24 protein-coding genes are annotated in these 26685 nt (G+C 66.5%); 9 read left to right on the top strand and 15 right to left on the bottom strand.

Annotated features, from left to right (window positions below; all coding sequences use genetic code 11):
• Window positions 1-9 precede the first annotated feature (9 nt).
• The 5 genes from CFB82_RS36665 to CFB82_RS44645 form a co-directional block, all read right to left on the bottom strand.
• Window positions 10-654: a 4Fe-4S single cluster domain-containing protein gene (locus CFB82_RS36665; RefSeq protein ID WP_089487231.1), complete on the bottom strand. Its 645-nt coding sequence runs from the start codon at window positions 652-654 to the stop codon at window positions 10-12.
• 3 nt (window positions 655-657) lie between these two features.
• Window positions 658-2481, bottom strand: a complete 1824-nt coding sequence (locus CFB82_RS36660) for an AAA family ATPase (RefSeq protein WP_089487230.1) — start codon at window positions 2479-2481, stop codon at window positions 658-660.
• A gap of 148 nt (window positions 2482-2629) precedes the next feature.
• Entirely contained in the window at window positions 2630-4807 is a 2178-nt protein-coding gene (locus CFB82_RS36655; protein WP_089487229.1) for a DUF4132 domain-containing protein, read from the bottom strand.
• Complete coding sequence (locus tag CFB82_RS43515) at window positions 4804-4947, bottom strand: hypothetical protein (protein WP_179255503.1); 144 nt, start codon at window positions 4945-4947, stop codon at window positions 4804-4806. Before CFB82_RS43515 ends, CFB82_RS36655 begins: the two co-directional genes overlap by 4 nt.
• Window positions 4940-5500, bottom strand: a complete 561-nt coding sequence (locus CFB82_RS44645) for a helix-turn-helix domain-containing protein (protein WP_089487228.1) — start codon at window positions 5498-5500, stop codon at window positions 4940-4942. Before CFB82_RS44645 ends, CFB82_RS43515 begins: the two co-directional genes overlap by 8 nt.
• A gap of 606 nt (window positions 5501-6106) precedes the next feature.
• Here CFB82_RS44645 and CFB82_RS36645 point away from each other — a divergent pair.
• Window positions 6107-7531: an aminotransferase-like domain-containing protein gene (locus CFB82_RS36645; RefSeq protein ID WP_089487227.1), complete on the top strand. Its 1425-nt coding sequence runs from the start codon at window positions 6107-6109 to the stop codon at window positions 7529-7531.
• A gap of 53 nt (window positions 7532-7584) precedes the next feature.
• Here the strand turns inward: CFB82_RS36645 and CFB82_RS36640 are convergent, their stop codons facing one another.
• The 3 genes from CFB82_RS36640 to CFB82_RS36630 form a co-directional block, all read right to left on the bottom strand.
• A complete protein-coding gene (locus CFB82_RS36640; protein WP_089487226.1) occupies window positions 7585-9024 on the bottom strand; it encodes an MFS transporter in 1440 nt (479 codons plus the stop codon).
• A 166-nt stretch (window positions 9025-9190) separates the two neighbouring features.
• Window positions 9191-10342, bottom strand: coding sequence for a CaiB/BaiF CoA transferase family protein (locus CFB82_RS36635; RefSeq protein WP_089449400.1), 1152 nt, complete (start codon window positions 10340-10342; stop codon window positions 9191-9193).
• Between the two features lie 7 nt (window positions 10343-10349).
• Window positions 10350-11288: a hydroxymethylglutaryl-CoA lyase gene (locus tag CFB82_RS36630; protein ID WP_089487225.1), complete on the bottom strand. Its 939-nt coding sequence runs from the start codon at window positions 11286-11288 to the stop codon at window positions 10350-10352.
• A gap of 147 nt (window positions 11289-11435) precedes the next feature.
• On the opposite strand from CFB82_RS36630, the gene CFB82_RS36625 reads away from it, so the two are divergent.
• Window positions 11436-12353, top strand: a complete 918-nt coding sequence (locus tag CFB82_RS36625) for a LysR family transcriptional regulator (RefSeq protein ID WP_089487224.1) — start codon at window positions 11436-11438, stop codon at window positions 12351-12353.
• Between the two features lie 74 nt (window positions 12354-12427).
• Here CFB82_RS36625 and moaD read toward each other — a convergent pair whose 3' ends face one another.
• The 5 genes from moaD to fdhD all read right to left on the bottom strand — a co-directional run bounded on the left by moaD (window position 12428) and on the right by fdhD (window position 16781).
• A complete protein-coding gene (gene moaD, locus CFB82_RS36620; RefSeq protein WP_069249441.1) occupies window positions 12428-12685 on the bottom strand; it encodes a molybdopterin converting factor subunit 1 in 258 nt (85 codons plus the stop codon).
• A gap of 51 nt (window positions 12686-12736) precedes the next feature.
• Window positions 12737-13306 (bottom strand): molybdenum cofactor biosynthesis protein MoaE, encoded by a 570-nt coding sequence (locus CFB82_RS36615; RefSeq protein ID WP_089487223.1) that lies wholly within the window; start codon window positions 13304-13306, stop codon window positions 12737-12739.
• 46 nt (window positions 13307-13352) lie between these two features.
• Entirely contained in the window at window positions 13353-14477 is a 1125-nt protein-coding gene (gene moaA / locus CFB82_RS36610) for a GTP 3',8-cyclase MoaA (RefSeq protein WP_089487222.1), read from the bottom strand.
• A 211-nt stretch (window positions 14478-14688) separates the two neighbouring features.
• Complete coding sequence (locus tag CFB82_RS36600) at window positions 14689-15903, bottom strand: molybdopterin molybdotransferase MoeA (RefSeq protein WP_089487221.1); 1215 nt, start codon at window positions 15901-15903, stop codon at window positions 14689-14691.
• Complete coding sequence (gene fdhD, locus CFB82_RS36595) at window positions 15903-16781, bottom strand: formate dehydrogenase accessory sulfurtransferase FdhD (RefSeq protein ID WP_089487220.1); 879 nt, start codon at window positions 16779-16781, stop codon at window positions 15903-15905. The genes CFB82_RS36600 and fdhD overlap by 1 nt, the downstream gene beginning before the upstream one ends.
• A gap of 425 nt (window positions 16782-17206) precedes the next feature.
• Between fdhD and CFB82_RS36590 the strand changes: the two genes are divergently transcribed.
• From CFB82_RS36590 to CFB82_RS36565, 6 genes are all read left to right on the top strand, one after another.
• Window positions 17207-18607 carry a cytochrome ubiquinol oxidase subunit I gene (locus tag CFB82_RS36590; RefSeq protein ID WP_089487219.1) on the top strand — a complete coding sequence of 467 codons (1401 nt, stop codon included), beginning with the start codon at window positions 17207-17209 and terminating at the stop codon, window positions 18605-18607.
• Between the two features lie 2 nt (window positions 18608-18609).
• A complete protein-coding gene (gene cydB / locus CFB82_RS36585) occupies window positions 18610-19617 on the top strand; it encodes a cytochrome d ubiquinol oxidase subunit II (RefSeq protein WP_089433623.1) in 1008 nt (335 codons plus the stop codon).
• 160 nt (window positions 19618-19777) lie between these two features.
• Complete coding sequence (locus CFB82_RS36580) at window positions 19778-20698, top strand: bestrophin family protein (RefSeq protein ID WP_089487218.1); 921 nt, start codon at window positions 19778-19780, stop codon at window positions 20696-20698.
• Window positions 20699-20776: 78 nt separating this feature from the next.
• Window positions 20777-21370: an SMI1/KNR4 family protein gene (locus CFB82_RS36575; protein WP_089487217.1), complete on the top strand. Its 594-nt coding sequence runs from the start codon at window positions 20777-20779 to the stop codon at window positions 21368-21370.
• 37 nt (window positions 21371-21407) lie between these two features.
• Complete coding sequence (locus tag CFB82_RS36570) at window positions 21408-21794, top strand: VOC family protein (protein ID WP_089487216.1); 387 nt, start codon at window positions 21408-21410, stop codon at window positions 21792-21794.
• Window positions 21795-21990: 196 nt separating this feature from the next.
• Window positions 21991-22401: a VOC family protein gene (locus CFB82_RS36565; RefSeq protein WP_089487215.1), complete on the top strand. Its 411-nt coding sequence runs from the start codon at window positions 21991-21993 to the stop codon at window positions 22399-22401.
• A gap of 106 nt (window positions 22402-22507) precedes the next feature.
• On the opposite strand, the gene trpS is transcribed toward CFB82_RS36565, so the two are convergent.
• Together trpS and CFB82_RS43510 are read right to left on the bottom strand one after the other, a co-directional pair.
• The gene (trpS, locus tag CFB82_RS36560) at window positions 22508-23518 is read right to left on the bottom strand and encodes a tryptophan--tRNA ligase (RefSeq protein WP_089487214.1); all 1011 of its coding nucleotides are present in this window, start codon (window positions 23516-23518) and stop codon (window positions 22508-22510) included.
• Between the two features lie 208 nt (window positions 23519-23726).
• A complete protein-coding gene (locus CFB82_RS43510) occupies window positions 23727-23882 on the bottom strand; it encodes a hypothetical protein (protein WP_166890929.1) in 156 nt (51 codons plus the stop codon).
• Between the two features lie 1170 nt (window positions 23883-25052).
• Between CFB82_RS43510 and CFB82_RS36555 the strand changes: the two genes are divergently transcribed.
• On the top strand, window positions 25053-26681 hold the full coding sequence (locus CFB82_RS36555; protein ID WP_089487213.1) for a tyrosinase family protein: 1629 nt from the start codon (window positions 25053-25055) through the stop codon (window positions 26679-26681).
• Window positions 26682-26685 lie beyond the last annotated feature (4 nt).

Raw genomic sequence — 26685 nt, 5'->3', positions numbered from 1 at the left:
TTTCCTGTCTTATCTGTTTCTCGCCTTGTCGGCACTGATCCGGACGTGATGCCCCTGATCGGTCAACAGGTCTCTCAATCGATGAAAATCGTCCCGGCCCGGTATCCCCGCGAACCAGACGCTACCGTCCTCGTCGAACATGACGTCCAGGGCCTTGCCGCTGTGCCGTGGCGCTTGTTCGTACTGCGCAAAACGCGCGTGGCCGAGTGCCGTCAGGCAATGCAGCCGCTGGTTGTCGCTGCCGCGCAGCGCGCGTGTCTGCGGCGCGTCGATGTCGAACGGATCGGAGATCAGCGCATCGATCAGGCCGTCGGCGCGTGCCAGCGTATCGGCCAGGGAGTCGAGCGGGTGGCCGCTGTAGACGAGGATGTCGCCTGCCGACAGCTGCCGCAGGCCATGCAGGAGTGCAATCAGCGCATCGGGCTGATCGAACGGCTCGCCGCCCGAGATCGTGATGCCGGTGGCGTCGGGCAGCCAGGTTCGGACCTGCGCCAACAGGGCATCGACGGTGGTTTCGCCCCCGGCGTGCGCCCAGGTATCCATCGAAATGCAGCCCGGGCATCGGATCGTGCAACCCTGAAACCAGATGCCGATCCGTTGCCCCGGCCCGAGCGTCGTCACGGGAAAGTGCAGGCGCGAAACACGGATGTCCATGGCCTACTGCTTTTGCAACTGGAACGAACCCGAGTCGATGCCCGAGATGACGAATCGATCGCCGGCGGCCGCGTCCTGATCGAACAGGCCGCGTGCCAGCGGGTTGAGCAGATGCGCTTCGATCTGGTTTCGGATGCCGCGGCCGCCGTTGGACAGATCGCCGAGGCATTGCGCCTGGAGCGCGATCCTGGAACGGGCGTCCAGGTCGACGGCGATCCCCTGGGACGCGACGTCGTCGAGCACCGCGCGCACCATCTGCTCGAAGATCTCCGTCGCGACATCGTCGCGGATGAAGTCGAAGACGATGATGTTTTCGCCGATGCGGTTCAGGATTTCAGGCCGGTTCAGGACCAGCTTGAAATGCTGCTGGATTTCCCCGAGTACCTTTTTCTGGATGTCCGCGAAGTCGTTCCCCGGCTGGATATTCGCGACGCGCTGACCCGATTCGTCCTGGCGGTAAATGCCGAGATTCGACGTGAAAACGATCAACGCTTCGGAAAAATACACGCGGTCGCCGCGCCCTGACGTCAGCACGCCGTCATCGAGGATTTGCAGAAACTTGTCGAGAATGCGCGGATGCGCTTTTTCGATTTCGTCGAAGAGCACCACGCTGAACGGGCGTTCGCGAATCGCATTCGTCAATTCTCCGCCGACGTCGTAGCCGACATAGCCGGGCGGCGCGCCGATGAGCCGCTGGTCGGCGTGTTCCGCGCTGAATTCCGACATGTCGAAGCGGATGTAGGCGCTTTCGTCACCGAACAGCAGGCTCGTGATCGTCTTGGCGAGTTCGGTTTTCCCGACGCCGGTCGGGCCGGCGAGGAAGGCGACACCGCGCGGCCGGTTGCCTTTGCGCTGAGAGCCCACGCCCGTCATGGCGCGCTTGACGAGGTCGAGCATGTGCGTGACTGCGTGCGCTTGCCCTTTGACCCGGCGGCGAATGAACGCGTCGGCGTGACGGATCTTGTCGCGATCGATTTGCTGCCACGGATCCTCGGTGACGCCCACTTTATAACGCCGCACCGCGTCGGCAATCTTATCGAGGGGCACCTGCTCGACGCGGGCGAGCGTGGCGATCGCATTCATGTCGGCGAGCAGCAATCCCTCGGACCCGTCGACGAACGCGGATGCGGCGTCGGCAAGATGATCCGGCGTAGCGGCCTGGGCACCGGGTACGCCGCGCAGCAATGCACCGGCCAACGCGCGACGGGCGGCACTGTCGGGTTTCGACACGGGAATATGCCGGATGCGCGGATTGTCGATCAGCAACCAGTCCGGCAGATCGCCTTCCTTGTCGACGATCCAGATCACCGTATTGAAAAACGGGCGTCGCAGTTCTCCCGCGGGGCGGGGGGCCGCCATATGCGCCAGCACCAGTGCGCGCGTGAACAGCGTGTGCTCGGCGGGGTTCAGCGTTTCGGCGCGAATCGCCAGTCGGGAAGCAAAATCGACGACGAGGGCAATCGGCGGCCCGGGCAGCGCGACCAGGCGTTCAACGCATGCGGTGAGTACATCGATGCCGCCCGGCGCCGTGCCATCGACCGGTGTCAGGCCAAGACGCCGCAGGGTTTCATCGGCAGGCTCCGTGGGCGATACCCGGCTGTCGGGTACCGTGAAGCCTGAAACCGGATTCCAGACGACGAGCTGCGCATAACCCGCCTCGCGGAGATTGTCGCCGAGTGTATTGACCAGCGACTGCGCCGTCACCACGTCGGGGGCAACTTCACAGGCCTGTAAATCGCGGACGTTTCCCGATAGCACGAACTGGCTTTTCAACGGGAGGAAACGCAGCAGATCCCGTAACCATCTGGGTTTGACGTAGGCAGGCATGTCGTGACGGCGCGCAAAGAAAGCGAAAGCAAAACGTTATCACAGCCGCCCGACCGATATAGGCCGAATGAATAGGGCTACCGGAAACGCGTTGATCGTATTATCCGCGTCGAGAAATGAAGCTCGATAGCTCTATTCATTTTCCGGTTTAGCCCAGCAACCCCGCGACCACATCGACGATCCGCTGCAGCAGCGCTTCGTCGTAAGGCAGCCACGGCACCGCGCGCAGCGGCGACGGCGGCGGTTCGATCGCGGATTCGACGGGTTCGCCGTCGCGCGTCACGCGCCCGGTCGCGCAATGCACCGACCACGCGCCGACCCACACATGGCGATCGTCGATCGTCATCCGGCCTTGCTCGATCGGTTCGGCGAACACGAGCGCGAGCACCTGCTTGCGATGCCGTGCCATCGCGCCGAGCGGCAGGTCGGACAGCCGGTGCAGGCGCTGCTCGCGCTCGTTCCGCGCGACGCGCTGGCGCACCGGGTCCGCCAGCGCGTCCGCCGCGCGCGTCGCTTCATCGTCGAGCGCGAAGGCGGCGACGCTGACGAGCAGGTCGACCGCGCGCGCCACCTCCGAGAACACGACGGGATCGATTTCACCGATCGGCGCGGCCACCCAGCGCCGCTCGTGCCTGCGTTCGACGTGCAGCCGGCCCGACGTGCCCTGGCCGTCGGTGCCGGGAAAGAGCCGCGCGGCGACGCTGAAGGTCGCGCGCACGTCGCCGAACTCGCGTGCCAGGCCGTCGTCGTACGCGCGGATCGACCAGCCTTCGCGGCGCGCGACGCCGAGCAGCGGGCGGCTCGCGAGGACATGACCTTCGAACATCGTGGAATGACTGGTCGCGACGTCTTCGTCGGCCGGTACGTAGAACTCGCGGAACGCCTGCCGAACGGGCTGCCGGATCGCACGGCCGACGATCGCGCGCTGCCACGCGAGCCGCTCGTCCGCATCGGCCAGCAGCGGATGCCAGAGCCGGATCTCGCTGTCGGCGTCGAGTTCGCACGCCGCGCCGGTGGCATCGCGCAGCACGATCATGCCGTTCGCGATCTCGGGGATGAACGACACCGTTGCGCCGTCGCGCGCGCGTGCCTGCCAGATCATGCGGGTCGAGAACGCGGCGCCGGCCGGCGCATCGACGAGGCGCTCGCGCCATTCGGCATGGCCCAGCGTCATCGCCTGCCAGAAACCCGCTTCCATGCAGGTGGCGAGCATCGTGAGCTGCTTCTTGTCGGGTTTCGCGTCGAGCGTCATGCGCAGCGCGGTGTGCGGCCGCTCGCCGAGCGCGCGTTCGGCGGGCTTCAGGTTGCGCGCGAGCTTCTTTTGCACGCCCGCGTGACGCACGGTGGCCAGCGCATCGCGCAGCGCACGCAGGCTCTCGGGTGTCGGGATCGTCTCGACCGCATGGCCGAGCGCGATCGCGAGCGATTGCGACGGTGCGGTTTTCGCGGCGGTCGGCGCGACGCACACGCCGGTCAGCAGCGGCCCGATCAGCGCAGGTAGCCACGGCGCGTCGCGATAGGCCGCGACGCGCGCCGCGCGCGCGACGACCTGCGCGTCGTCGGTCGTGAACGCACGATCGGCCTGATAGGGGACTTCGCCCGCGTGAATCGCGGCGACGTGCCGCGCGGCTTCGGTCAGCGTGTCGCGCGCGAAGTCGACGTAAGCGGGCTCTTCCGCGAGCGTGACGGCCGGATCGTCGGCGTTGAACCACAGCCGCTTCGGCGCGAAATACCCGTCGTTCGTCGCGGCCAGCGCGAGCAGCGCGGCCGGCCCGAGTTCCGGCAGCACGTCGAGTTCGCGCACGCGCGCCGGTGAATCGGCATTCGACTGCGCATACTCGTCGCGCAAGGCCGTGATGTCCCGCCGGCCGGCGAACGCGTGGAGGGCATATTTCCCGTACACGGAGAGTCTTTGCAGGCCGTCGTTCTGCGGTTCGTCGAGGATGCGCACGAGTTCGGCCTGCAGGGCGGGCGCGGGCAGCGCGTCGAGACACGACAGTTCCTGTAACGCGCGCTGCCACGCGCCGGCCGGAATGTCGCGGAACAGTTCGAGCGCGGCTTCGGCGTCGACGAGCGGCGCGAGATCGAGTGCGTCGATCTGCGCGCGCAGCCCGCGCGCGAATGTGGCGCGCGGATCGTCGTACGCGTAGTCGTGCTGCGCGACCCGTTCCTCGACACGACGCAGTGCCGGCCACACCGCGCCGAGCGCGTGCGCGTCGAGCGTCGACAGGTCGAGCGGCGCGCCGGTGAAGCGCGGGTGGTCGGCGGTGCCGGTCAGCCGCGCGACGAGCTGGTCGACGAGGGGCGGGTGGAGGGATTCGGTCATGATGTTGGGCGGCCCTTGCGTGGCGGCATCGGATCGGCTTGGGTGGTGTCTGGCGTCAGCACGGTCGCAGCTGCTCGACCATCGCGCAGCGTGCCGATCGGCTGGCCGTCGATTGCGGCGATGAGAGTGCGCTCAGTCATGCGGCGCCTCCTCGCCGGTGGCGCGCGGGCGCTCAGGCACGGCTTCGCCGGCGGCTGTCAGCACGCGGCGCGCGATCTCGGCCGCGCGCGCGGCGGCTTCGCGGCCGGCAGCGGTCGTCCTGGGGCGAGGGCGGCGCGTGCCGTCCGCTCCCGAACCGGCTGCCTCGCCGGGCGACAGCACGAGCCGCGCGGCCGCGAGCACGCGCGCAGGGGGCGGCGGGGTGGTGTCCGTGGTTGCCTCCGTGCGCAACAGCAGGCGCTCGGCCGCGCGCCGCGCGCGGACATCGGCCCGATGGCTCGCGCGGGCCGACTGGCGCTCGAGCAGTTCGTTGCTGGCGTCGGGGATGTCGACGACGACCTGCACGCCGAGCCCCTGCAGGATCTGGAACACCTTGCCCCACTGGATGGTGTCCGCGCCGCGCTCGGCCTTGACCATGAACGACTCGCTGACGCCGACGCTGCCGGCCGCGTCGTCCTGGCGCAGTTGCTGTACTTTCCGCGCGGCGCGGATCACGCCGCCGATGTCGGATGCCTGTTCGATCGTGTATCGCATGGTTGAGCCCCGCCACCGTTGTCGGCGCGGCAGGATAAAAACTGTGAGGTCAAACAGTATTGCGTCTCGATGGAAGAATTCAAGCGAAAACCGTGCGATCGACGAGTTTTGTCTCATTCATGACGATGTCGAGAGAAAAACTGTTAGACCGAACAGTTTTTACTTACGAATGGTCGGCAACGCGTACCGATCATCCCGCGGGCGCACGGTGCATTTGAGGTCCGTTGTCGCCCTTCCCTGAAAGCCACGCCCTCCGTCCGGCGTCGCTTCGCGCGATTCGCCGCCATCGCGGCCCATTCTTAAGACGTACAGTTTTCCCGCCGTGAGCGATGCGCGCCGAACTGTACTCTTGTTCGCGCGATCGATGTGTGTACTCGCCGCCAACTGTTCTGCTCTTAAGATTCCATCATCAAGTGCACAGTGCCGCAGATCCAGTCGTCCCGGAACCCTGTCGGCGCATCTTCAAGAGAGAGCCAGTGCGATGGAAAAGGCAAAACCGGAGGGAAAGATCAGGAATCACGACGGCCCGGCCGGCGGGCGAAACACCGGCGTGTCGGACGCAAACGGCAGGGCAGCACGGCTGCGCGGGCCGGCGGGAGGCACGCGATGAAACTCTATGAAAAACTCGCGGACGACATCGAGCGCCTGATCCGCCAGGGCGTGTACCGGCACGGCGACCGGATTCCGTCGGTGCGGCAGGCGAGCCAGCAACACCGGATCAGCATCACGACCGTGCTGCACGCGTATCTGCTGCTGGAAAGCCGCGGGCTGCTCGAAAGCCGCCCGCAGTCAGGCTATTTCGTGAACCTGCGGCGCGACGACAGCCATGCGCCGGTGCGCGAGCTGCGGCCGTCGAAGCCGATCGCGATCTCGTCGTCGGTCGACGTGAGCCGGCTCGTGCTGTCGACACTGCGCTCGATCGGCACGGACGACGCGGTGCCGCTCGGCTCGCCGTATCCGGACCCGAGCCTGTTTCCGTTCGAGAAGCTGAACCGCTATGCGTATGCGGCCGGCCGCGACAAGTCGCTGTGGGGCGTGACGGACGGTTTGCCGCCCGGCCATCCGCGGCTGATCCGGCAGATTGCACGCCGCTACCTGGAAAACGGGATGTCGGTGGACCCGAACGAGATCATCGTGACGGTCGGCGCGACGGAGGCGATGAACCTGTGCCTGCAGGCCGTTGCAAAACCGGGCGACACGATTGCAGTGGAATCGCCGACGTTCTATGCGATGTTGCACGCGATCGAGCGGATGGGGATGAAGGCGATCGAGGTCGCGACGCATCCGGAGTACGGAATCGACATTGCAGCGCTGGCCGCGATCGCGAAGTCGCAGCCGATCGCCGCATGCATGGTGATGCCGAATTTCCAGAACCCGCTCGGCTTCCAGATGCCGGACGAACGCAAGCGCGAGCTGGTCGAGTTCGCGACGAAGACCGGGATGCCGCTGATCGAGAACGGCGTGTACAACGAGCTGTATTTCGGCGATGCGCATCCGAGTTCGCTGAAGTCGTATGACCGCAGCGGGATCGTGCTGCACTGCTCGTCGTTCTCGAAGAGCCTGACGGCCGCGTACCGGATTGGCTGGGCGCTGCCGGGCCGCTATCGTGACCAGGTCGAGAAGCTGAAATTCCTGAACACGCTTGCGACGCCGTCGTTGCCGCAACTCGCGATCGCGGAGTTTCTCGAACGCGACGGCTACGAGCATCACCTGCGGCGTCTGCGCAAGGCGTATGCGCAGCAGGCGAACCTGATGCGCGCGATGGTGTCGCGGTTCTTTCCGGAGGGCACGCGCATCTCGAGCCCGGCGGGCGGATACGTGCTGTGGGTCGAACTGCCTGCGCAGATCGATGCGATGCGGCTGTACCAGCTCGCGCTGGAGCAGGGGATCACGATCGGGCCCGGCTACATGTTCTCGATCACGGACAGCTACCGGAATTTCATCCGGCTGAACTACAGCAGCCCGTGGTCGCCGGAGATCGAGCAGGCGGTGATCACGGTCGGCAAGCTTACGGCGGCGTGCATGCGGTAGAAGGGGGCGTTCTTGCCTGGCGCCGTCCGGCGTAACCCGGACGGCGCCAGGCGTCAGCGATTGAGCTCCTCGAGCCGCACGCCATTGGTTCTCGGGCCGAACGCGCCGATGACGACGACCACGACGAGCATGAACACGGTGATCCCGGTGAACACGCCGGGCACGCCGAAATCCTTCAGCAGCGCGGCGATGATGAAGCCCGACATCATCGCGCCGGCGCGGCTGGCCGAATATGCGATGCCGCTCGCGCGGGAGCGCACCTCGGTCGGGAACAGCTCGCACTGGTATGCGTGATACGCGACCGAGATCGTCTGCCCGGCGAAGCTGATTAGCACGCCGAGCACGATGAGCGGCACGACGGTCCTGACCTGCGCGAACGCGAGCCCGCAGACGATCACGGCCAGCGCACCGCCGACGATCAGGTGCTTGCGCTGGATCCGGTCTGCATAGCGCATCGCGAGCAGCGGCCCGGCCGGCATCGCGAACGCGATGACGAACGCATACAGCAGGCTCTTCGTGACGGTGATGCCCTGGCCGATCAACAGTGTCGGCACCCAGTTCGCGAATCCGTAATAGCCGATGGCCTGGCAGAAGTTGAACGCGACGAGCATCAGCAGGCGGGCGCGATAGGGTGCGCGCCACAATGCCGCGAACGCCGCGCGGGGTACTTCGGGCGCTTCGCTCGCCGGTGCGGGCGGCGGCAGCGGCATGCCCGACTCGCGCTCGGCGATCGCTTCCATCCGGCTCACGATCCGCTCGCTTCGTTCGGCATCGCCGTGTGCGGCCAGCCATCGCGGGCTTTCGGGCACCGCGCGGCGGATGAACCAGACGATCACGGCGCCGGCCGAGCCGGCCAGCACCACGATGCGCCAGCCGTCGAGCCCGAACACCGTCGCGGGAACGAGCCACCACGACAGGATCGCCGCGACCGGTGCTGCGGCGAACATCACCACCTGGTTGAACGCGATCGCGCGGCCGCGCATCTGCTGCGGGACGAGTTCGGTCACGTAGGTGTCGATCGTGACGATCTCCAGCCCGACGCCGATGCCGGTGATGAAGCGCCACAGCAGCACGCCTTCGGGCGTCGTCTGGAATGCCATGATGGCCGACCCGATCGAGTACCACAGCAGCGAGTACGTGAAGACGGCGCGGCGCCCGTAGCGGTCCGGCATCCAGCCGAAGCCGAACGTGCCGACGAACAGCCCCGCGAAGGTCGCCGCGATGAAGGCGGCGATGCCGGTGAAGCCGAAGAATGCCTGCGTGGTGGTTTGCAACAGGCCGCTTTTGGCCATGCCCGGCGCGATATAGCCGGTAAAGATCAGGTCGTAGACTTCGAAGAAGCCGCCGAGGGAAATCAGCAGCACGAGCATCCACTGGTGCCGGGTGATCGGCAGCCGGTCCATGCGCGCGGAGATGTCCGCGCCGGCGCGGATGCCGGCGCATACCTGCGGCGTATCGAGCGGGGCGCCGCCCGCGGTGACGGTCTGATGCATGGGTTGTCTCCTGATCCTCTGACGGGCGGCATGCTTCTTCGAGCTGCCTGCCTTGAAAACGGTTATAGGCGAGCGCGATGTGGAGGGGGCGCCGAATTCATGGCGGCGCGCGGCCGGGCCTGCTTCGACGCCGGCCGACTGTTACCGGACCGGCATCGGCTGCCGCTCATGCGACCGCGCGGCGTTTCAGCCGTGCCAGCACTTCCTGCGTGTGCTCGCCGACGCGCGCGAGCGCCTGGCGCACGCCGGGCCGTCGTCCGCCCATCGTGATCGGCAGCAGCACGACATCGGTCGTGTGGCCGTCGTCGGTCTGCATCGGCACCAGTCCGCCGCTCGCTTTCAGGTGCGGATCGTCGAGCAGTTGTTCGGGACGGACGATCGGCGCATACGGAATGCCGGCCGCTTCGAGTTTCGGCGACAGCTCGGCGGCGCGATGGTCCTTCAGGATCGCGCCGAGCCGATCGAGCAACCGCGGCCGCACGGCGACCCGCTGCGCGTTGGTGGCGAACTCCGGTTCGGCGGCGAGCCCGGGGCACGCGAGCACGTCGCACAGCGTGACGAACTGCCGGTCGCTGACCGCGCCGATGAACAGCTGTTCGCCGTCCGCGAGCGTGAACACGTCGTAGACGCTCCACGCCGACACGCGCGCCGGCATCGGCGGCGGCGGTTCGTGCGTCATCGCGTACTGCTGCATGTGCTGCGCGCACAGAAACACGCAGTTCTCGAACAGCGCACTCTGCACTTCCTGCCCGCGGCCCGTGCGTTCGCGTTCGCGCAGCGCGGCGAGCACGCCGATCGCACCGAACATGCCGCCCATGATGTCGTTGACCGACGTGCCGGCGCGCAGCGGCCGGCCGACCGGCCCCGTCATGTACGACAACCCGCCCATCATCTGCACGACTTCGTCGAGCGCGAGGCGCCGGTCGTACGGGCCGGGCAGGAAGCCCTTGTGCGTCACGTAGACGAGCGCCGGGTAGCGGGCCGACAGCGTGTCGTAGTCGAGGCCGAGCGTCGCCATCAGGCCGGGTCGGAAATTTTCCAGCATCACGTCGCAGGTGCCGATCAGTTCGACCGCGGCCGCCTTTCCTTCGGGCGTATGGAGGTCGAGCACGACGCTCTTCTTGTTGCGGTTGAACGAACGGAAGAAGCCGATGCCGAGGCCGGGCAGGTTGCGCGTCTTGTCTCCGCCGGGCGGCTCGATCTTGATCACTTCGGCGCCGAGATCGGCGAGGATCATCCCGCACGTCGGCCCCATGACCATGTGCGTGAATTCGATGACGCGAATGCCGTCGAGTGGAAGTCGGGTGTCGTGGTTCATGATGGATTCAGACGGTGGTGGTGGCGGCGGCGTGGGTGGCCGGCAGGCCCGCGCGCCACAGCGCGCCGTGCAGCGTTTCGCCGTCCAGCCAGCACGCGACCTTCGCGCGCAGCGTCAGCAGCGCGGCAATGTCGATGCCGGTTTCGATCCCCATGTCGGCGAGCATGAACGCGAGGTCTTCGCTCGACGCGTTGCCGCTCGCGCCGGGCGCATGCGGACAGCCGCCGATGCCGGCGAGCGTCGCGTCGAAGCGGGCGACGCCCGTTTCGAGCGCCGCGTACACATTCGCGAGCGCGAGGCCGCGGGTGTCGTGAAAGTGGCCGCACCAGAAGCGCTCGCCCGCGGCGGCGCGCGCCTTGCCGAACAGTTCGCCGACGGCGGCCGGCCCCGCGTAGCCGACCGTATCGGCGAGGCTCACGCGGTCGGCGCCGGCATCGAGCAACGCATGCAGGTAACGCAGCACCGCGGACTGCTCGACGCGGCCCTGGATCGTGCAGCCGAACGCGGTGCCGATGCCGCCTTCGATCAGCGTCTTCGAGCCGGCCGCATCGCGCGCGGCGCGGATGCGCGCCACCTCGGCGACGACTTCGTCGGGTGTCTTGCGCAGGTTCGAGATGCTATGCGCGCGGCTCGCCGAGAGCGGCACCAGCATCAGGTCGGCACCTGCGTCGATCGCGTGTTCCGCGCCCTTGAGGTTCGGCACCAGCACCGACACGCGCAGGCCGGGCAGCGTCTTCGCATACGACACGAGTTCGGCCGTATCGGCCAGTTGCGGGAGCAGGCGCGCCGGCACGAACGATCCGACCTCGATTTCGCGCTGACCGGCCGCGTACGCGTCGCCGATCCACTCGATCTTGTGTTTCGTCGGAAGAATGCGCGGGATGCTTTGCAGCCCGTCGCGCAAGCCGACTTCGCGTATGACTGCATGCTGGGGGAACGACCGCATGTCGCTTGTCTCCGTTGATTTCGCCCGTGTCGATGTACCGGCGTCGTGCTAACTTTAGACATTCCTGATGGACATTAAAGCGGTATTTCGGAACCGTCACGTTTCCGAAATGGAATGTCTGAATGCTTGATTGTCTGGAGACGGCGGATGCGCGACATCGACCTGAAAACGCTGCGGCTGCTGGTGGCCGTGTGCGATCACCGCAACATGGCGCGGGCGGCGGAGGCGGTTCATATCGAGCCGTCGGCGATCAGCAAGCGCATCGCGCAACTCGAAAGCGACCTCGGCGTGCCGCTGCTCACGCGCTCGCGGCGCGGCGTCGAGCCGACGGCCGCGGGCAATGCGTTGCTCGAGCACGCGCGCAGCGTGCTTTTCACGATGGAGCGCATCGCGAGCGATATCGTCGCGTTCGGCGGCGGGCTGAAGGGGCGCGTCAGCATCTGCGCATCGGCGTCGGCGATCGCGGAGGCACTGCTCGACGACATTTCATCGTTCATGCGCGAACCGGCCAACGAGAACATCCGGGTCGACGTGGAAGAGCGGTTGTCGTCCGAACTCGTGCGGCAGTTGCGCGAAGGCGCGGCGAGCGTGGGCGTGTGCTGGGACAACGTCGATCTTCAGGGCCTGCAGCATCGGCCATATCGGCAGGACCGGCTGGCGCTGGCCGTGCATCGCGATCATCCGCTCGCGAACGCGCCGTCGCTGAGCTTCGAGCAGACGCTGGGCTACGAGCACGTCGGCCTGCTGCCGACGACCGCCGTCCACACGCTGCTGCAGCGCGCGGCCGCCGATGCCGGCACGACCGTGTCGTATCGCGTGATCGTGTCGGGTTTCGATGCCGCGTTTCGCGTCGTCGCGGCCGGGCTCGGGATCAGTGTCGTGCCGATGGAAGTGGCCGACACGTATCGGCCGGTGTTCGGCATCAAGGTGATCCCGCTGGTCGATGCGTGGGCGAAGCGCCGGTTCGTCGTCTGCTTCAGGAGCTTCGATGCGCTGCAACCGGCCGCGCAACGGATGGTCGACTATCTGTCGAGCCGGGCCGCGATGCCAGCCGCGTGCGGCTGATACGCAACGCCAACGCGTGCGAACTGCAACCGGCGATCGATGTCATGCCGGATTCCTTCCGGCTCGTCGTGATGTCAGCCGCCCGTCACCGGCGGGAAAAACGCCACCTCGCTATCCTCCCGCACGACGAATCCCCCCGTCACCATCTCGAGATTCACGGCGGCCCGCACGGGCCGGTCCATCCGCAGCGCTTCCGCGCTGCGCGCGTCGCGTGCGGCCAGCGTGTCGCGCAGCGCGTCGACGGTGAGTTCGCGCGCATCGATCTCGACGATTTCCTCGTCGAGATCGAGTTGCTCGCGAATGCTTGCGAAGTATTTGATCGTCAGTTTCATTGCGTTGTCTTTAGACGGAGCGGCGGAATCGGAAACACGAAGCGAACGCAATCAGCCCCAGCGCCGCATCGCCTGGTCGTCGTGCGCCTTCGCCTCGACCCAGCCGGATACGCCGTCATGGCGGATCTCCTTCTTCCAGAACGGTGCGTGGGTCTTCAGGAAATCCATCAGGAATTCGCATGCGTCGAACGCGGCCCCGCGATGCGCGGCGGCCACCACGACCAGCACGACCGCCTGGCCGAGCGGAATGCGCCCGACGCGATGCACGATCCTGATCGTTTCGAGCTGCCAGCGCGCGCTGGCTTCCTCGACGATGCTCCAGAGCGCCTGTTCGGTCATCGTCGGATAGTGCTCGACCTCGAGCGCGATCACGTCGTCGACGTCGCCTTCGTTGCGCACGACGCCGAGGAAATTCACGACCGCGCCGACATTCGGATTGCGAACGATCGGCGCGAGCTCGGCGCCGGCATCGATCGACGCATACTGCACGCGCACTTCGAAGCCCGCGGCAATCGACGGTGGCGGTTCGGGATGCGGGTCGGTCGCGTTGTCGGGAGCGGTGCTGCCCGCGTGCAACGGATCGTCCGGCAGCCCGGCACGGGATTCGGTGAAGCTCGTCATGACGATTCTCCTGTAGGCGGTGCGTCCTGGGTCGCGCGGCGGCCCGTCAGCCGCCGACCAGCGACATGCGCACGGTCGGATAGGTCTTGCCCGGCACACGGGCAGGCCGTGCGGCCCGGCGCTCGGAATAGCGGTCGTCGCGGTGCGTCCAGCGATCGCGCACGGCGGCGGCGAGGTCGGCGGTCGACGCGGCGTCGTCGAGCCACGGCCGCAGGTCGGTGCCTTGCGTCGCGAACAGGCACGTATAGAGCTGCCCGTCGGCCGACACGCGGGCGCGCGAGCAGGTGCCGCAGAACGGATGCGACACGCTCGCGATGAAGCCGACTTCGCCCGCGCCGTCGATGTGCGCGCAACGGATCGCGGTCGCGTCGTGCCTCGGTTCGCCGATGAGCACGAGCGGATAGTGTTCGTCGATCAGTTCGCGCATCCGCGCGGCCGTCACGACCTTGTCGCCGGACCAGAAGCTCGCGCCGCCGACGTCCATGTATTCGATGAAGCGCACGGCCACGCCGGAATGCCGGAAGTGCCGCACGAGCGGCAGGATCTGGTCGTCGTTCGCGCCGCGCTCGATCACCGCGTTGACCTTGACCGGCGCGAGCCCGGCCGCCTGCGCGGCTTCGATGCCGGCCAGCACGCGCGACACGGGCACGTCGGTGTCGCTCATCCGGCGGAACACCGCGTCGTCGAGCGCATCGAGGCTGACCGTCACACGCGACAGGCCCGCGTCGCGCAGCGTGCGCGCCTTCGCGGCCAGCAGCGAGCCGTTGGTCGTCAGCGCGATCTCGACGGGCTTGCCGTCGACGGTCGTCAGCGCGGCGAGGCGTTCGATCAGCGCTTCGAGGTTGCGGCGGAGCAGCGGCTCGCCGCCCGTGATGCGGATCTTTTCGACGCCGAGCGACGTGAACGCACGGGCGATCTTTTCGAGTTGCGCGAACGACAGCCGCTCGGACGACGGCATGAACGCATAGTCGGCGCCGAAGCTTTCGCGCGGCATGCAGTAGCCGCAGCGGAAATTGCATTGATCGATCACGGACAGGCGCAGGTCGCGCAGCGGGCGGCCGAGCGTGTCGGACGTGCGGGGGAAAGCGCCGGGCGATGCGCCGCCGGAAAGTGCGGCAGCGGCCGGCGCGGCGGAAACGATGGCATTCACGATCGGGTCGTCGGCCTGCAAGAAGTAAGCGGTGGGGCGTCGCCGGTCGGCCGTGCGTGTGCGGATGGGCAGGCGCACGGCGCGTGACGAGCCTCATCGTGAGGATAGTCCGCCGGGTTTTCACGGCAGGGACACAATCGTGCCCGAATTGCAGGAATACAGTTCGCCGGGCGGCCGGCGTGGCCGGCGCGGCGGCGAATGCCGTGAATCGGGCGGGTGAGCGGCGTCGCGCTCATGCGAGCCAGTGCGCGAATTCGTAATACGGTACCGCGTCGCCGCACGCGATGCGCTGCCCGGCCGGCAGTCGCGCCAGCCCGCTCGCCTGCACGAGCGATTGCAGCGTGCCGGCGCCTTGCTGGCGCAGCGTGTCGAGTGAGGGCGTGCCGTCGAGGCCGACGGTGCAGTGCACGCGCACGAAGCGTTCGCGCTGCGCATCCGGTTCGAAGTCGGCGTCGATCGGCAGCGACGGCACGATCGGCACGCGTGTGTGGCGCCCCTGCAGGCGGCGGATCAGCGGCGCGACGAACAGCGCGAACGCGGTCATCGCGGCCCCCGGATTGCCGGGCAGCAACACCACCGGCCGCGTGTCGAGCCGGGCGAGTGCAACCGGCTTGCCCGGCTTCATGCGCACGCCGGCGACGATGAACGACGCACCGAGCGCGTCCAGCGCGGGGCGCAGCAGATCCTTGTCGCCGACCGATGCGCCACCGACGCAGATCACCAGGTCGCAACCCGCGTGCAGATCGCGCAGCGCGCGATCGACGGCGGCCGCGGTGTCGGCCGCATGCAGGCACATCGCGACCTCGGCACCGGTCCCCAAGACCAGCGCGGCGAGCATCGGCGCATTGCTGTTGTAAATCTGTTGAGGCGCGCGCGGCTGCCCGCACGCGACGAGCTCGTCGCCGGTGGTCAGGATGCCGACGCGCAGCGCCGGGCGCACGTCGACGCGCGCGAACCCCTGCGCGGCGGCGACGCCGACATGCATCGGGCCCATGCGCACGCCGGCCGGCACGAGCAGGTCGCCGGCGCGCACTTCCTCGCCCTGGCGGCGGATATGCGAGCCGCTGCGCTGCGGTGCGTCGAACGCGACCCAGCCGTCCTGCTCGCGTGCGTGCTCCTGCATCACGACGGTGTCCGCGCCGGGCGGAATCACGCTGCCGGTGAAGATCCGCGCGGCCGTGCGCGGGGCCAGCGGCGCCGGCGTGTCACCCGCATAGCAGCGCTGCGCGACGCGCAGCGGCTCGCCGTGCGCGAGATCCGCGTGACGCACGGCGTAGCCGTCCATCGCGCTCTGGTCGGCCGGCGGCTGGTCGAGCACGGCGGTGAGCGGCGCGGCCAGCACGTGGCCGGCGGCTTCCGCGACCGGGAGGGACGTGGTGGCGCCGAGCGGCGCGAACGCACTGGCGAAATGCTGCTGCGCGGTATCGAAATCGGTCAGGGGTTTCATCAGGAGAGCGCCGGATGCGCTTGAGCGAGCACTGGTTGATCGGGGTGAGCGGGCTGAGCGGCGTCGGGCGACACGTACTCGACGAAGCCGTCGTTGCGGCAGAAGCCGACCAGCCTGACGCCGGCTTCGCGGGCGACGTCGATCGCGAGCGAGGTCGGCGCCGAGATCGTCGCGATCATCGGGATGCCGACCCGCGCGGCCTTGCGCACCAGTTCGTAGCTTGCGCGGCTCGACAGGAACACGAAGCCGTCGTGCAGGTCGGCGCGGCGCCGCGCGAGCCGGCCGATCAGCTTGTCGAGCGCGTTGTGGCGGCCGACGTCCTCGAACACGTCGAGCACGTCGCCGTCGCGGTTGCACCACGCGGCCGCATGGATGCCGCCCGTCTCGCGCATCAGCGTCTGGTGGGCCGGCAACGCGCGCGCGGCACGTTCGATCGCCGCCGCGCCGATACCGGCGGCCATGCCGGCGGCGGCGATGCGCGGCGGGTGCAGGTCGAGCTGCGCGATGCTTTCGATCCCGCAGACGCCGCAGCCGGTGCGGCCGGCCAGCGCGCGCCGGTGCGCCTTCATCGCCATGAACGCCTGCTGCGACACGGTCAGCCGCACTTCGGCGCTGCCGGCCCGGCATTCGCTTTCGATGTCGAAAACGTCCGATGCGCGCTCAACGATGCCTTCGCTCAGCGCGAAGCCGAGGCCGAACACGTCGAGGTCGATCGGGGTCGCCATCATGACCGTGTGCGCAATGTCGTTGAACACGAGTGCAACCGGCGTTTCCTCGACGACGCGGTCGACGGTGTCGCGCGCTTCGCCGGCACGGTGACGCGTCACATGACACGCGGTGCTGCCGGTCGGATCGTCGCGGCGGATGCAGGACTCCATGCGGTTTGCTCCAGGCGGATCGGCCGGCGGGCCGGCCGGGTCGGGCGCGGGCGCCGGACCAGGGGAATCGGGAGGCTGCCGGGCGGGCGGCCGAGAGGGCGCGCCGTCGCTTCAGGCAGGCGTTCATGGGATGTTAAGGGGGATGACAGGCACACCGGAGGCACAGCGCCGCAACGCGGAAAGCAGTACAGCTGACCATCCCGCAGGCACGAAATGTGTTTTCCGTGCACACATCTTCGGCGGCGTAAGCAGCACAGTTTCAACGCACGTTCGAACGATTGCGAGTATCGTTGCAAACGCGATATCGTCATTCACGCTTCGATGCCATGCGAGTGACCGTTTGTCTTCGCATGTGTTGTCGCCAAGCCGTCGCGCGATTTCCTGCTTCGAGCGTACGTCCTCACAACCACGAGCAAATTACGGTCATGGAAATCTTCGATGCGTTCCATCTCGCCCGATTGCAATTCGCATTCACGGTGTCGTTCCACATCGTGTTTCCCGCGATCAGCATCGGTATGGCGAGCTTCCTGGCAGTGCTGGAATGGCGCTACCTCGTCACCGGCGATGCCGCCTACAAATCCATGTTCCAGTTCTGGTCGAAGATCTTCGCGATCGGCTTCGGGATGGGCGTGGTCTCCGGCGTCGTGATGGCGTACGAGTTCGGCACCAACTGGGCCGGCTTCTCGCGCGTCGCGGGCAACATCACGGGCCCGCTCCTCACGTATGAAGTGCTGACGGCGTTCTTCCTCGAAGCCGGCTTCCTCGGCGTGATGCTGTTCGGCTGGCAGCGCGTGAGCCCCCGCGCACACTTCTTCGCGACGCTGATGGTCGCGGTCGGCACGCTGATCTCGACGTTCTGGATCCTCGCGTCGAACAGCTTCATGCAGACGCCGCAGGGCTACAAGATCGAGAACGGCCTCGTCGTGCCGGTCGACTGGTTCAAGGTCGTCTTCAACCCGTCGTTCCCGTACCGGCTCGTGCACATGACGATCGCGGCGTTCATCGTCGCGGGCTTCATCGTCGCCGCGTGCGGCGCATGGCACCTGCTCAAGGGGCGCCGCGACGAGCCGGTGAAGCGCAGCTTCTCGATGGCGCTGTGGATGCTGCTGATCCTCGCGCCGATCCAGATCGTCGTCGGCGATGCGCACGGGCTGAACACGCGCGAATACCAGCCGGCGAAGATCGCGGCGATCGAGGGGCTGTGGGAAACCGAGAAGGGCGGCACCGCGCTGAACCTCGTCGGGCTGCCCGACATGCAGGCCGAAACCACGCGCTATGCGATCCAGGTGCCGCACCTCGGCAGCCTGATCCTCACGCACAGCTGGGACGGCGAGATTCGCGGGCTGAAGGAATTCCCGCCGCAGGACCGCCCGTATTCGCCGATCATCTTCTGGACGTTCCGGATCATGGCCGGCCTCGGGATGCTGATGCTGCTGACCGCCGTGCTCGGGCTGCTGCTGAGAAAGGGCGGGCGCCTGTATGAAACGCGCTGGTTCCAGTGGTTCGTCGTATGCATGGGGCCGTCGGGCATCGTCGCGCTGCTGGCCGGCTGGATCACGACCGAGGTCGGGCGTCAGCCGTGGACCGTGTACGGCGTGCTGCGCACCATCGATTCGGTTGCGCCGCTGAGCGCGCAGCAGGTCGGCGTGTCGCTGCTGGTCTTCGTGGTCGTGTACTTCCTGGTATTCGGAACGGGGATCTACTACATGTTGAAACTGATGAAGCACGGGCCGGCGGCCCAGGCCGGCTACATCGAGCTGCACCGGCATCCGGGGCTGCGCAAGAGCGCGCTGTCCACGCCGCTGAACGTCACCGAGGCGGAGTAACCATGCATATCGATCTTCCTGTCATTTGGGCCGCGATCATCGGCCTCGGCGTATTCATCTACGTGATGCTGGACGGCTTCGATCTCGGCATCGGCCTGCTGTTTCCGTTCTTCGATGCGAAGGCCGAGCGCCAGGTGATGCTCGACACCGTCGCACCGGTATGGGACGGCAACGAGACGTTCCTGGTGCTCGGCGGCGCGGGGCTCTACGGCGCATTCCCGGTCGTGTATTCGACGCTGCTGCCGGCGAACTACCTGCCGCTGGTGCTGATGCTGGTCGGGCTGATCTTCCGCGGCGCGGCGTTCGAGCTGCGCGCGAAAGCCACGCGCACGCAACACATGTGGGATCTCGCGTTCATCGGCGGCTCGGCGCTGGCCGCGTTCTGCCAGGGGATCGTGCTCGGTTCGCTGCTGCAGGGCATCAAGATCGAGAACAACCAGTTCGCGGGCGGGCCGTTCGACTGGCTGTCGCCGTTCAGCCTGCTGTGCGGGATCGGCGTGCTCGTCACGTATGCGACGCTCGGCTGCGGCTGGCTGATCCTGAAGGTCGACGGCGAACTGCAGCGCAAGATGCGCCTCCTGATGAAGCCGCTCGCGGGCGTGCTGCTCGCCGTGATGGGCGTGGTCAGCCTGTGGACCGTGATCGGGCTGCCGGCCGTCGCGCATCGCTGGTTCGGCAGCGGCAACCTCGGCTGGTTCCTGCCGGTGCCGGTGCTCGTCGTCGCATGCGTGTGGGGCATCTTCCACACGGTGAAGCGCGAGCACGAGGCCACGCCGTTCCTGCTGACGCTCGCGCTCGTGTTCCTCGGCTACACGGGGCTCGTGATCAGCATCTGGCCGAACATCGTGCCGCCGTCGCTGTCGATCTGGGACGCGTCGTCGAGCCACTCGAGCCAGCTGTTCGCGCTCGTCGGCACCGTGATCGTGCTGCCGATCATCCTCGTTTACAACGCGATGCAGTACCGCGTGTTCCGCGGCAAGGTGCGCGAGGGCGATATCGGTTATCACTGAACGCCGCATGACGTGACGGGCATGGCGGGCGCGGGCGTATCATCGCGCGCAGCGCGTGGCCCGGCCCGGCCTTCACCCGACAGCGGCCCGCCACGCGCGGGCCGTTGCGCATCGGGCGCCGGCGCGCGTTTGATGCATTCCCTGCAGTCGAGAAAACACCATGATCGTCCGACCACAACAAAACTGGCTCAGGATGCTGTTCGTCTGGAACGGCTCCGTGCTGCAATCGATCATTCCGCAGCTCGTGTTCATGGCGGTCGTCAGCACGCTGGCGGTCTTCACGAACGGGCGCATCTTCGGCGAGAAGATCCCCCTCAACACCGCGCCGTTCACGCTGTTCGGGCTCGCGCTCGCGATCTTTCTCGGGTTTCGCAACAGCGCGAGCTTCGAGCGCTTCAAGGAGGCGCGGCATCTGTGGGGCAACCTGCTGATCGCGGCGCGTACGCTGACGTCGCAGTTCAACCGCTACCTGCCCGACAGCGTGAGCGACGCCGAGCGCAACCGGCTGGCCGATCTGCTGATCGCGCTCACCTATGCGCTCAAGCATCAGCTTCGTCATACCGATCCGACCGCGGACCTGCAGCGCATTCTCGGCCCGGAACGCACGGCCGAGCTGGGCGGCAAATGCTTCAAGCCCGTCGCGATCCTCGACGAGCTGCGCGGCAGCATCGTCCGTGCGCTGGGCCGTGCGCCCGGCAGCGACGCGACCTGCTGGATGTTCGAGGCGCAGCTCGACGAGGTCGGCAAATCGGTCGGTGGTTGCGAACGCATCCTGTCGACGCCGATTCCGTTCTCGTACAGCGTGCTGCTGCATCGCACCGTGTACGCCTATTGCGTGCTGCTGCCGTTCGGCCTCGTCGATTCGACGGAGTTCTTCACGCCGCTGATCTGCGTGTTCATCTCGTACACGCTGATCGCGCTTGAAGCGATCGCCAGCGAGGTGGCCGAGCCGTTCGGCCTCGCGCCGAATGCGCTGGCGCTCGATGCGATGACGCGCACGATCGAGCGGTCGGTGCTCGAACTGGGCGACCGCCCGCTGCCGGAGGAATTCGTGCCGGCGTCGACGTACCAGATCACGTAAGCAAGGGCGCGCAAGCGCGAAAGGGGGCAGCGCGTCGGGCGCTAGAATGGCGCTTGCCTGTTCTTCGGACCTGACGCAATGACCCTCGTCGACACCTATCTCGGCGGCCTGCGCGCCGCGCTTCCCGACACCGACAACGCGGCGCTTGCCGCTGCAACGGGCGCGACGCCCGCGCAGCTCGACGCGTTGCGCGCCGCGTATCCGCAGTGCCCGGCCAGCCTGCTCGAACTGCTCGGCAAGCTCGACGGGACCTACTGGCGCGACTACGGCGGTACGACGGTCAACGTGCTGGTGCTGGGCTCCGACGTCTACGAATACCCGTACTACCTGCTGTCGGCCGGGCAGATGCTCGAGGAAGCGACGAAGTACACCGACAGCATCGCGCAGATCTATGGCGACGATGCGAACGACGACGGCGAACTCGTCGACCCGCGTATCGACATCGCGCTGCCGATGAACCGGCGGCTGTGCTTCTCGCACTGCATGAACAACGGCGGCACGTCCCGGCTCTACCTCGATTTCGAGCCGGCGCCGGGCGGCAAGGTCGGGCAGGTCGTGCGTTTCCTGCACGATCCCGACAGCTACGCGGTGATCGCCGACGACTTCGACGGCTACCTGCGCAAGCTGATCGACGACGGTTATGCGTTTGTCATCGATTTCGACGAAGAATAGGGGCGGGGCGGTGGCTGCCGCGACAGGAGAGATTGACATGCGAATCTACGTGACGAGTATCTTCGTCGACGACCAGGACGAGGCGTTGACGTTCTATACCGACAAGCTCGGGTTCAAGCTGAAGAACAACGTGCCGGTGGGCGAGTATCGCTGGCTGACGGTGGTGTCGAAAGACCAGCCGGACGGCACCGAGCTGCTGCTCGAGCCGAGCAACCATCGCGCGGTCGGGCCTTACAAGCAGGCGCTGTACGAGGACGGCATTCCGGCGGCATCGTTCCAGGTCGACGATCTCGATGCGGAGTTCGAGCGGCTCAGGGATCTCGGTGTGCGCTTCATGCTGGAGCCGATGGATGCCGGGCCCGTGCGCGTCGCGATCATCGACGATACGTGCGGGAACCTCATTCAGTTGATGCAAATGAAGTGACGCAACGCGCCGGTCGCGGGGTGCTCAACGCACCGCGACCGGCGGCGCATCGAGTATCCCGCTACGCCCGTCGGCACGCACGAGATCGCCCGCGACGGTGCCGCGTGTTCACGTATCGCCCACGGCCGGTAGGGGGACTTCCATGAAAAATGCCGTGCTCCGGTAGACTCGTGTGCCCTTCGACGGAGGAGATGCGATGCAATTGCTGGATCACGTTTCAATCAGCGTGCCGGATATCGACCTGGCGCGCCCGTTCTACGATGCCATCATGGCCGCGCTGGGCGCAGCCAAGGTCTATGACCGGCCGACCGCGCTCGGCTACGGCGAACGCTGCAGTGCGAACGACACCGCATCGACGTTTCTGGCGGTCTATCTGGATCCCGCTGAAATCGGCGCGAGCAAGCGGCACTGGTGTTTCAAGGCCGCGAGCCGCGAGCAGGTGGAGGCGTTTTTCGAAGCCGGCCTGGCGACGGGCGGACAGTCCGACGGCGAGCCCGGCTTGCGGCCGCAGTACCACGGCGACTACTACGGCGCGTTTCTCGTCGACCCGGCCGGCAATCGGGTCGAGGCAGTGTGCCACACGTCCGTGCCGGCGCATGCATCGTGATGAAGGCGCGGTTCACTCGACGCTCGCTCGCGCGCGTGACGCGGTGAACGCCACGCGCCGGCCCGATACCGACCGGCGCGCCACGCGCGTTCGCTGCCTGCGTCGCTCAATCGAAGTAGTTCAGCCCCATCGCGCCCTTCACCTCGGCGAGCGTCGCGCCGGCCACGTCCCGTGCGTGCATCGTGCCGCGCTTCAGGATCGCCATCACCTCGGCCTTGTCGGCCTCGAATTCGCGACGGCGCGCGCGGATCGGCTCGATCAACGCCTGCAGCCGCTCGTTCAGCACGCGCTTGACGACGCTGTCGCCGAGCCCGCCGCGACGGTAGTGCGCCTTCAACTCGTCGACCTTCTGCACGTCGGGTTCGAACGCATCGAGGAACGTGAACACGACGTTGCCCTCGACCTGGCCGGGATCGCTCACGCGCAGGTGGTTCGGGTCCGTGTACATGTCCTTCACGGCCTGCGTGATCTCGTCCGGTGTCGAGCCGAGCGTGATCGCGTTGCCGAGCGACTTGCTCATCTTCGCCTTGCCGTCGATCCCCGGCAGCCGCGTGACCGCCGACAGCACGGCCTCGCATTCGACCAGCACCGGCTGCTCGACGGTCGCGTTGAAGCGGCGCACGAGTTCGTTGGTCTGCTCGATCATCGGCAGTTGATCGTCGCCGACCGGCACGTGCGTCGCCTTGAACGCGGTGATGTCGGCCGCCTGGCTCACCGGGTAGGTCAGGAAGCCGGCCGGGATGTCACGCTCGAAACCGCGCAGGCGAATCTCTTCCTTGATGGTCGGATTGCGTTCGAGCCGCGCGACCGTGACGAGGTTCAGCAGGTATTGCGACAGCTCGGCGAGTTCTGGCACCTGCGACTGCACGACGATCGTCGAGATCGCCGGATCGATGCCGACCGCGAGATAGTCGAGCGCGACTTCGATCACGTTCTCGGTGACGCGCTGGCGGCGGCCCATGTTGTCGGTCAGCGCCTGCGTGTCGGCGAGCAGCAGGAACTGCTTCGCTTCGTGCTGCATCTGCACGCGGGCGCGCAGCGAGCCGATGTAGTGGCCGAGGTGCAGCGGGCCGGTCGTGCGGTCGCCGGTGAGGATGATCGGTCGGGTCTGGGTCATGTTGGTCGTTGCTCCGGGTTATCGAAGCCGCCAGCCATGGTGTCTGCGCAGAAACGCAAATGCCGCCATCGCTGGCGGCATCACGTTTGGGACATGCAAAAGGAAACGGGCCGCCTGGGTCAGGCGCGCCACCAGCAATGCACGTTCGGCGAGGCAGGTCGGGTTTCCATTGCGTGAGTATAGCGTAGTGCGGGGAGGGCGTGCCGCGTCAGCGGATGACCGACTCCATCGCGAGGTACGCGGTTTCGGCCGACGGCCACAGCAGGTACAGCAGGCCGGCCATCAGCAGCAGTGCACCGGCGCGCGCCAGCGACGTGCGGTCTTTCTCGCGCGGAGGGCGGGTGGACGGATTCGACTTCTTCATGCTTGCTGGCGCACGAGGCGCCACTCCAACGGTTGCTGCAACGGGTCGCGCGGGGCGACGCCGGGGTGTTGCGGGTTTCACGGGGGCTGGGGTGCGGTTCAGTGCACCGATGCGCGCGGGCGGGGTGAGCCGGCCGCGCGGCATCAAAAAAAGGGACGGTTGAATGTCCGGCTGCCGTCGATACCGAGGCGACGTGCATCCTACCAAATCATCGGCACGGGCACAGTCAAGAATTATCGGGGACGGGTGTGGCGTGATCCCGACAATGTCATTTACGCACGGCGTCCGATTTCACGGATGCGTCTCCCGGTTCGTCCCTGCAGCGGTCCTGCCGAACTTTCCGGCGAGGCCGTCGCACGTCCATTCCCGGGAGAACACCATGCGATCTCCATTGCGGCCTGCCGGCCGGCGCGCCTCGGCGCCGCGTCCGTCCGCCCCCGACCGCACGCATCGGCGCCGCGGACGGACATCGAGAGGAGGTAAGTCATGAGCCACGACGCACTCGGCGGTACAGCTGCCGACCTCGACCAACGTGGGCACGATGCAGCTGTACGTGCTCGGGCCGGCGAGTGATGGACGCGGTGGGCCTGCTGTTGACCGATCTGTTCGATCGTAAGGTCGCCGTCGGCCGATCGTATTAATAAACTCCGTGACGCACATGTGATTATCCGGCGTCCGGTTTTTTACGATATCGTCGTAAATCAGCAAGATTATTCATGAAAACAAAACGAGCTAAGGTTTGCTTCTGTATTCGCATTTTTTTAATAATTCAGGCCGCCTTTTCCTTGCTAAAACCAGTGGCATCTGCTTTATTTACTCATACCAAATCAGGATAAAACGTTACGGGGTATCTCGGCTGCTTTGCCAGGCATGCGTGCCTGGCGAATCGGCATCGATTCACCACGGCATCCCTGCGATCTGAAGGCGCAGCCCCTTTTCAGAGGCCGTGCTGTGCCTGTTGCGCGTGTCCACGCCACCCATGGAGGCGATCAGGTGACCACGCGGGCCCGCGCCTATGGTCCGCCGGTTAATGCTTTCAAAATGCCAAACGCTATTTAAATAAAACGAATTCAATTGAACGCGAGTTTGAGTGATTTATGAATTACCTGCTTACGTTCAAAACCTGGTGGTCAAACCTTAACGCTATCCACGAAGGGGACTGGGCACATCATGAATAACGCACCTGGGGTCAGAGTTCGTCCGTCGATCGAATCGTTGCAAGCCGAATATCGGAAAGGCAACAAAAAGCCGCTGGAAGACGTGATGCGCGCGTGGAAAGGCATCAAGGCGTTGCCGCCCGACGATCCGAACTCGTTCTTCATGATCGGCGGCTTCCACGGCGAGCCGTTCCGCGGTGCCGGCTGGGGCTCGGCGTCTTACTGGGGCGGCTACTGCAACCACGGCAACGTGCTGTTCCCCACCTGGCACCGCGCTTACCTGCTGCGGCTGGAACAGGCGCTGCAGAGCATCCCCGGTTGCGAGGAGGTGATGCTGCCGTTCTGGGACGAAACCAGCGAAGAGTCGCTGACGAAAGGCATTCCGTGGGCGCTGACCGACCCGGATTTCGAGCTCGACGGCGAAAAGATTCCGAACCCGCTGGCGTCTTTCGCGTTCAACCGCGCGATCACCGACAACATCAACGGCGACAATCCGAACTACAGCAAGCCGCTGCCCTACGTCACGGTGCGCTACCCGTTGTCGGGGCTGGTGGGGACCGACAAGGACAAGGCCGCCACCGAGAAGCACAACGCCAAGTTCCCCAACGCCAAGGAGAACGTCGTCATACTGAACCGCAACATCGTGGACTGGCTCACGTCGTACATCGTCGTGAAGGGCGACGTGGTGCCGACCAACGTGAAGAGCAAGTTCGAGCAGTGCCTGGATGCGCCGAACTACACGGTGTTTTCCAATACGTCGTCCGCGGCCCAGTGGAACGAGAATCTTCCGGACGGCGCGATTCCCGTGGTCCCGCTCGAGTCGCCGCACAACGATATTCACCTTGCGGTCGGCGGGTTCGACGTGCCGCACGGCCCGAACAAGGGCGATTTCTCGCCGATTCCCGGCGCCAACGGCGACATGGGCGAAAACGACACGGCGGGCCTCGACCCGATCTTCTATTTCCACCACTGCTTCATCGATCGCGTGTTCTGGCTGTGGCAGAAGCGGCATGGCTTCACGCAGCACCTCGACGTCATCGCCGAGTATCCGGGCACCAACTCCGTCGATGCGCAGGGGCCGACGCCGGGCATCGTCCCCAACTCGTGGCTCACGCTCGACACGCCGCTCGATCCGTTCAAGAAGAGCGAGAACGGCAAGGAGCGCGCCTACACGTCGCTCGACTGCATCAACATCGAGGAACAGCTCGGCTACACGTACGGTCCCGGTTCGCTGGAAGACCTGCCGAAACGCTCGCTCGCGGCGTCGACCGTGCCGGCCGGCAACAGCAGCAAGGTCGTGCGCGTCTCCGGGCTGAATCGTGCGCCGATTGCCGGGTCGTTCCTCGTGTCCGCGTACATCAACGTGGACGGCGAACGGCAACTGCTCGGTTCGGAGGCCGTGCTGAGCCGCTGGAGCGTGCAGTCCTGCGCGAACTGCCAGACGCACCTCGAAGTGAAGGCGTTCTTCCCGCTGAATCACTTCGCCGAAAGCGCGGTGCAGGATGCGCAGTACGACGTCGAAATCCATACGCGCGAGGGCGTACGCCTTCAGACGCAACCCGCGTCGCCGCCCGCTTCGCAAGCCGTCGCCGGCGCGGCGCCGCAACCCGTACGGAAACTGTTCCGGCTCGAGGTCCGGTAGCGTC

The organism is Burkholderia sp. HI2714 (assembly GCF_002223085.1).
Classification (GTDB): Bacteria; Pseudomonadota; Gammaproteobacteria; order Burkholderiales; family Burkholderiaceae; genus Burkholderia; species Burkholderia lata_D.
Note: the sequence above shows the minus strand (reverse complement) of the source record. Positions and strands in the feature narration are given on the sequence as shown.

What these genes read in the sequence shown, in the direction of transcription:
- CFB82_RS36665 (WP_089487231.1), bottom strand. Translation starts at nt 654, where the DNA reads ATGGACATCCGTGTTTCGCGCCTGCACTTTCCCGTGACGACGCTCGGG.
- CFB82_RS36660 (WP_089487230.1), bottom strand. Translation starts at nt 2,481, where the DNA reads ATGCCTGCCTACGTCAAACCCAGATGGTTACGGGATCTGCTGCGTTTC.
- CFB82_RS36655 (WP_089487229.1), bottom strand. Translation starts at nt 4,807, where the DNA reads ATGACCGAATCCCTCCACCCGCCCCTCGTCGACCAGCTCGTCGCGCGG.
- CFB82_RS43515 (WP_179255503.1), bottom strand. Translation starts at nt 4,947, where the DNA reads ATGACTGAGCGCACTCTCATCGCCGCAATCGACGGCCAGCCGATCGGC.
- CFB82_RS44645 (WP_089487228.1), bottom strand. Translation starts at nt 5,500, where the DNA reads ATGCGATACACGATCGAACAGGCATCCGACATCGGCGGCGTGATCCGC.
- CFB82_RS36645 (WP_089487227.1), top strand. Translation starts at nt 6,107, where the DNA reads ATGAAACTCTATGAAAAACTCGCGGACGACATCGAGCGCCTGATCCGC.
- CFB82_RS36640 (WP_089487226.1), bottom strand. Translation starts at nt 9,024, where the DNA reads ATGCATCAGACCGTCACCGCGGGCGGCGCCCCGCTCGATACGCCGCAG.
- CFB82_RS36635 (WP_089449400.1), bottom strand. Translation starts at nt 10,342, where the DNA reads ATGAACCACGACACCCGACTTCCACTCGACGGCATTCGCGTCATCGAA.
- CFB82_RS36630 (WP_089487225.1), bottom strand. Translation starts at nt 11,288, where the DNA reads ATGCGGTCGTTCCCCCAGCATGCAGTCATACGCGAAGTCGGCTTGCGC.
- CFB82_RS36625 (WP_089487224.1), top strand. Translation starts at nt 11,436, where the DNA reads ATGCGCGACATCGACCTGAAAACGCTGCGGCTGCTGGTGGCCGTGTGC.
- moaD (WP_069249441.1), bottom strand. Translation starts at nt 12,685, where the DNA reads ATGAAACTGACGATCAAATACTTCGCAAGCATTCGCGAGCAACTCGAT.
- CFB82_RS36615 (WP_089487223.1), bottom strand. Translation starts at nt 13,306, where the DNA reads ATGACGAGCTTCACCGAATCCCGTGCCGGGCTGCCGGACGATCCGTTG.
- CFB82_RS36600 (WP_089487221.1), bottom strand. Translation starts at nt 15,903, where the DNA reads ATGAAACCCCTGACCGATTTCGATACCGCGCAGCAGCATTTCGCCAGT.
- fdhD (WP_089487220.1), bottom strand. Translation starts at nt 16,781, where the DNA reads ATGGAGTCCTGCATCCGCCGCGACGATCCGACCGGCAGCACCGCGTGT.
- CFB82_RS36590 (WP_089487219.1), top strand. Translation starts at nt 17,207, where the DNA reads ATGGAAATCTTCGATGCGTTCCATCTCGCCCGATTGCAATTCGCATTC.
- cydB (WP_089433623.1), top strand. Translation starts at nt 18,610, where the DNA reads ATGCATATCGATCTTCCTGTCATTTGGGCCGCGATCATCGGCCTCGGC.
- CFB82_RS36580 (WP_089487218.1), top strand. Translation starts at nt 19,778, where the DNA reads ATGATCGTCCGACCACAACAAAACTGGCTCAGGATGCTGTTCGTCTGG.
- CFB82_RS36575 (WP_089487217.1), top strand. Translation starts at nt 20,777, where the DNA reads ATGACCCTCGTCGACACCTATCTCGGCGGCCTGCGCGCCGCGCTTCCC.
- CFB82_RS36570 (WP_089487216.1), top strand. Translation starts at nt 21,408, where the DNA reads ATGCGAATCTACGTGACGAGTATCTTCGTCGACGACCAGGACGAGGCG.
- CFB82_RS36565 (WP_089487215.1), top strand. Translation starts at nt 21,991, where the DNA reads ATGCAATTGCTGGATCACGTTTCAATCAGCGTGCCGGATATCGACCTG.
- trpS (WP_089487214.1), bottom strand. Translation starts at nt 23,518, where the DNA reads ATGACCCAGACCCGACCGATCATCCTCACCGGCGACCGCACGACCGGC.
- CFB82_RS43510 (WP_166890929.1), bottom strand. Translation starts at nt 23,882, where the DNA reads ATGAAGAAGTCGAATCCGTCCACCCGCCCTCCGCGCGAGAAAGACCGC.
- CFB82_RS36555 (WP_089487213.1), top strand. Translation starts at nt 25,053, where the DNA reads ATGAATAACGCACCTGGGGTCAGAGTTCGTCCGTCGATCGAATCGTTG.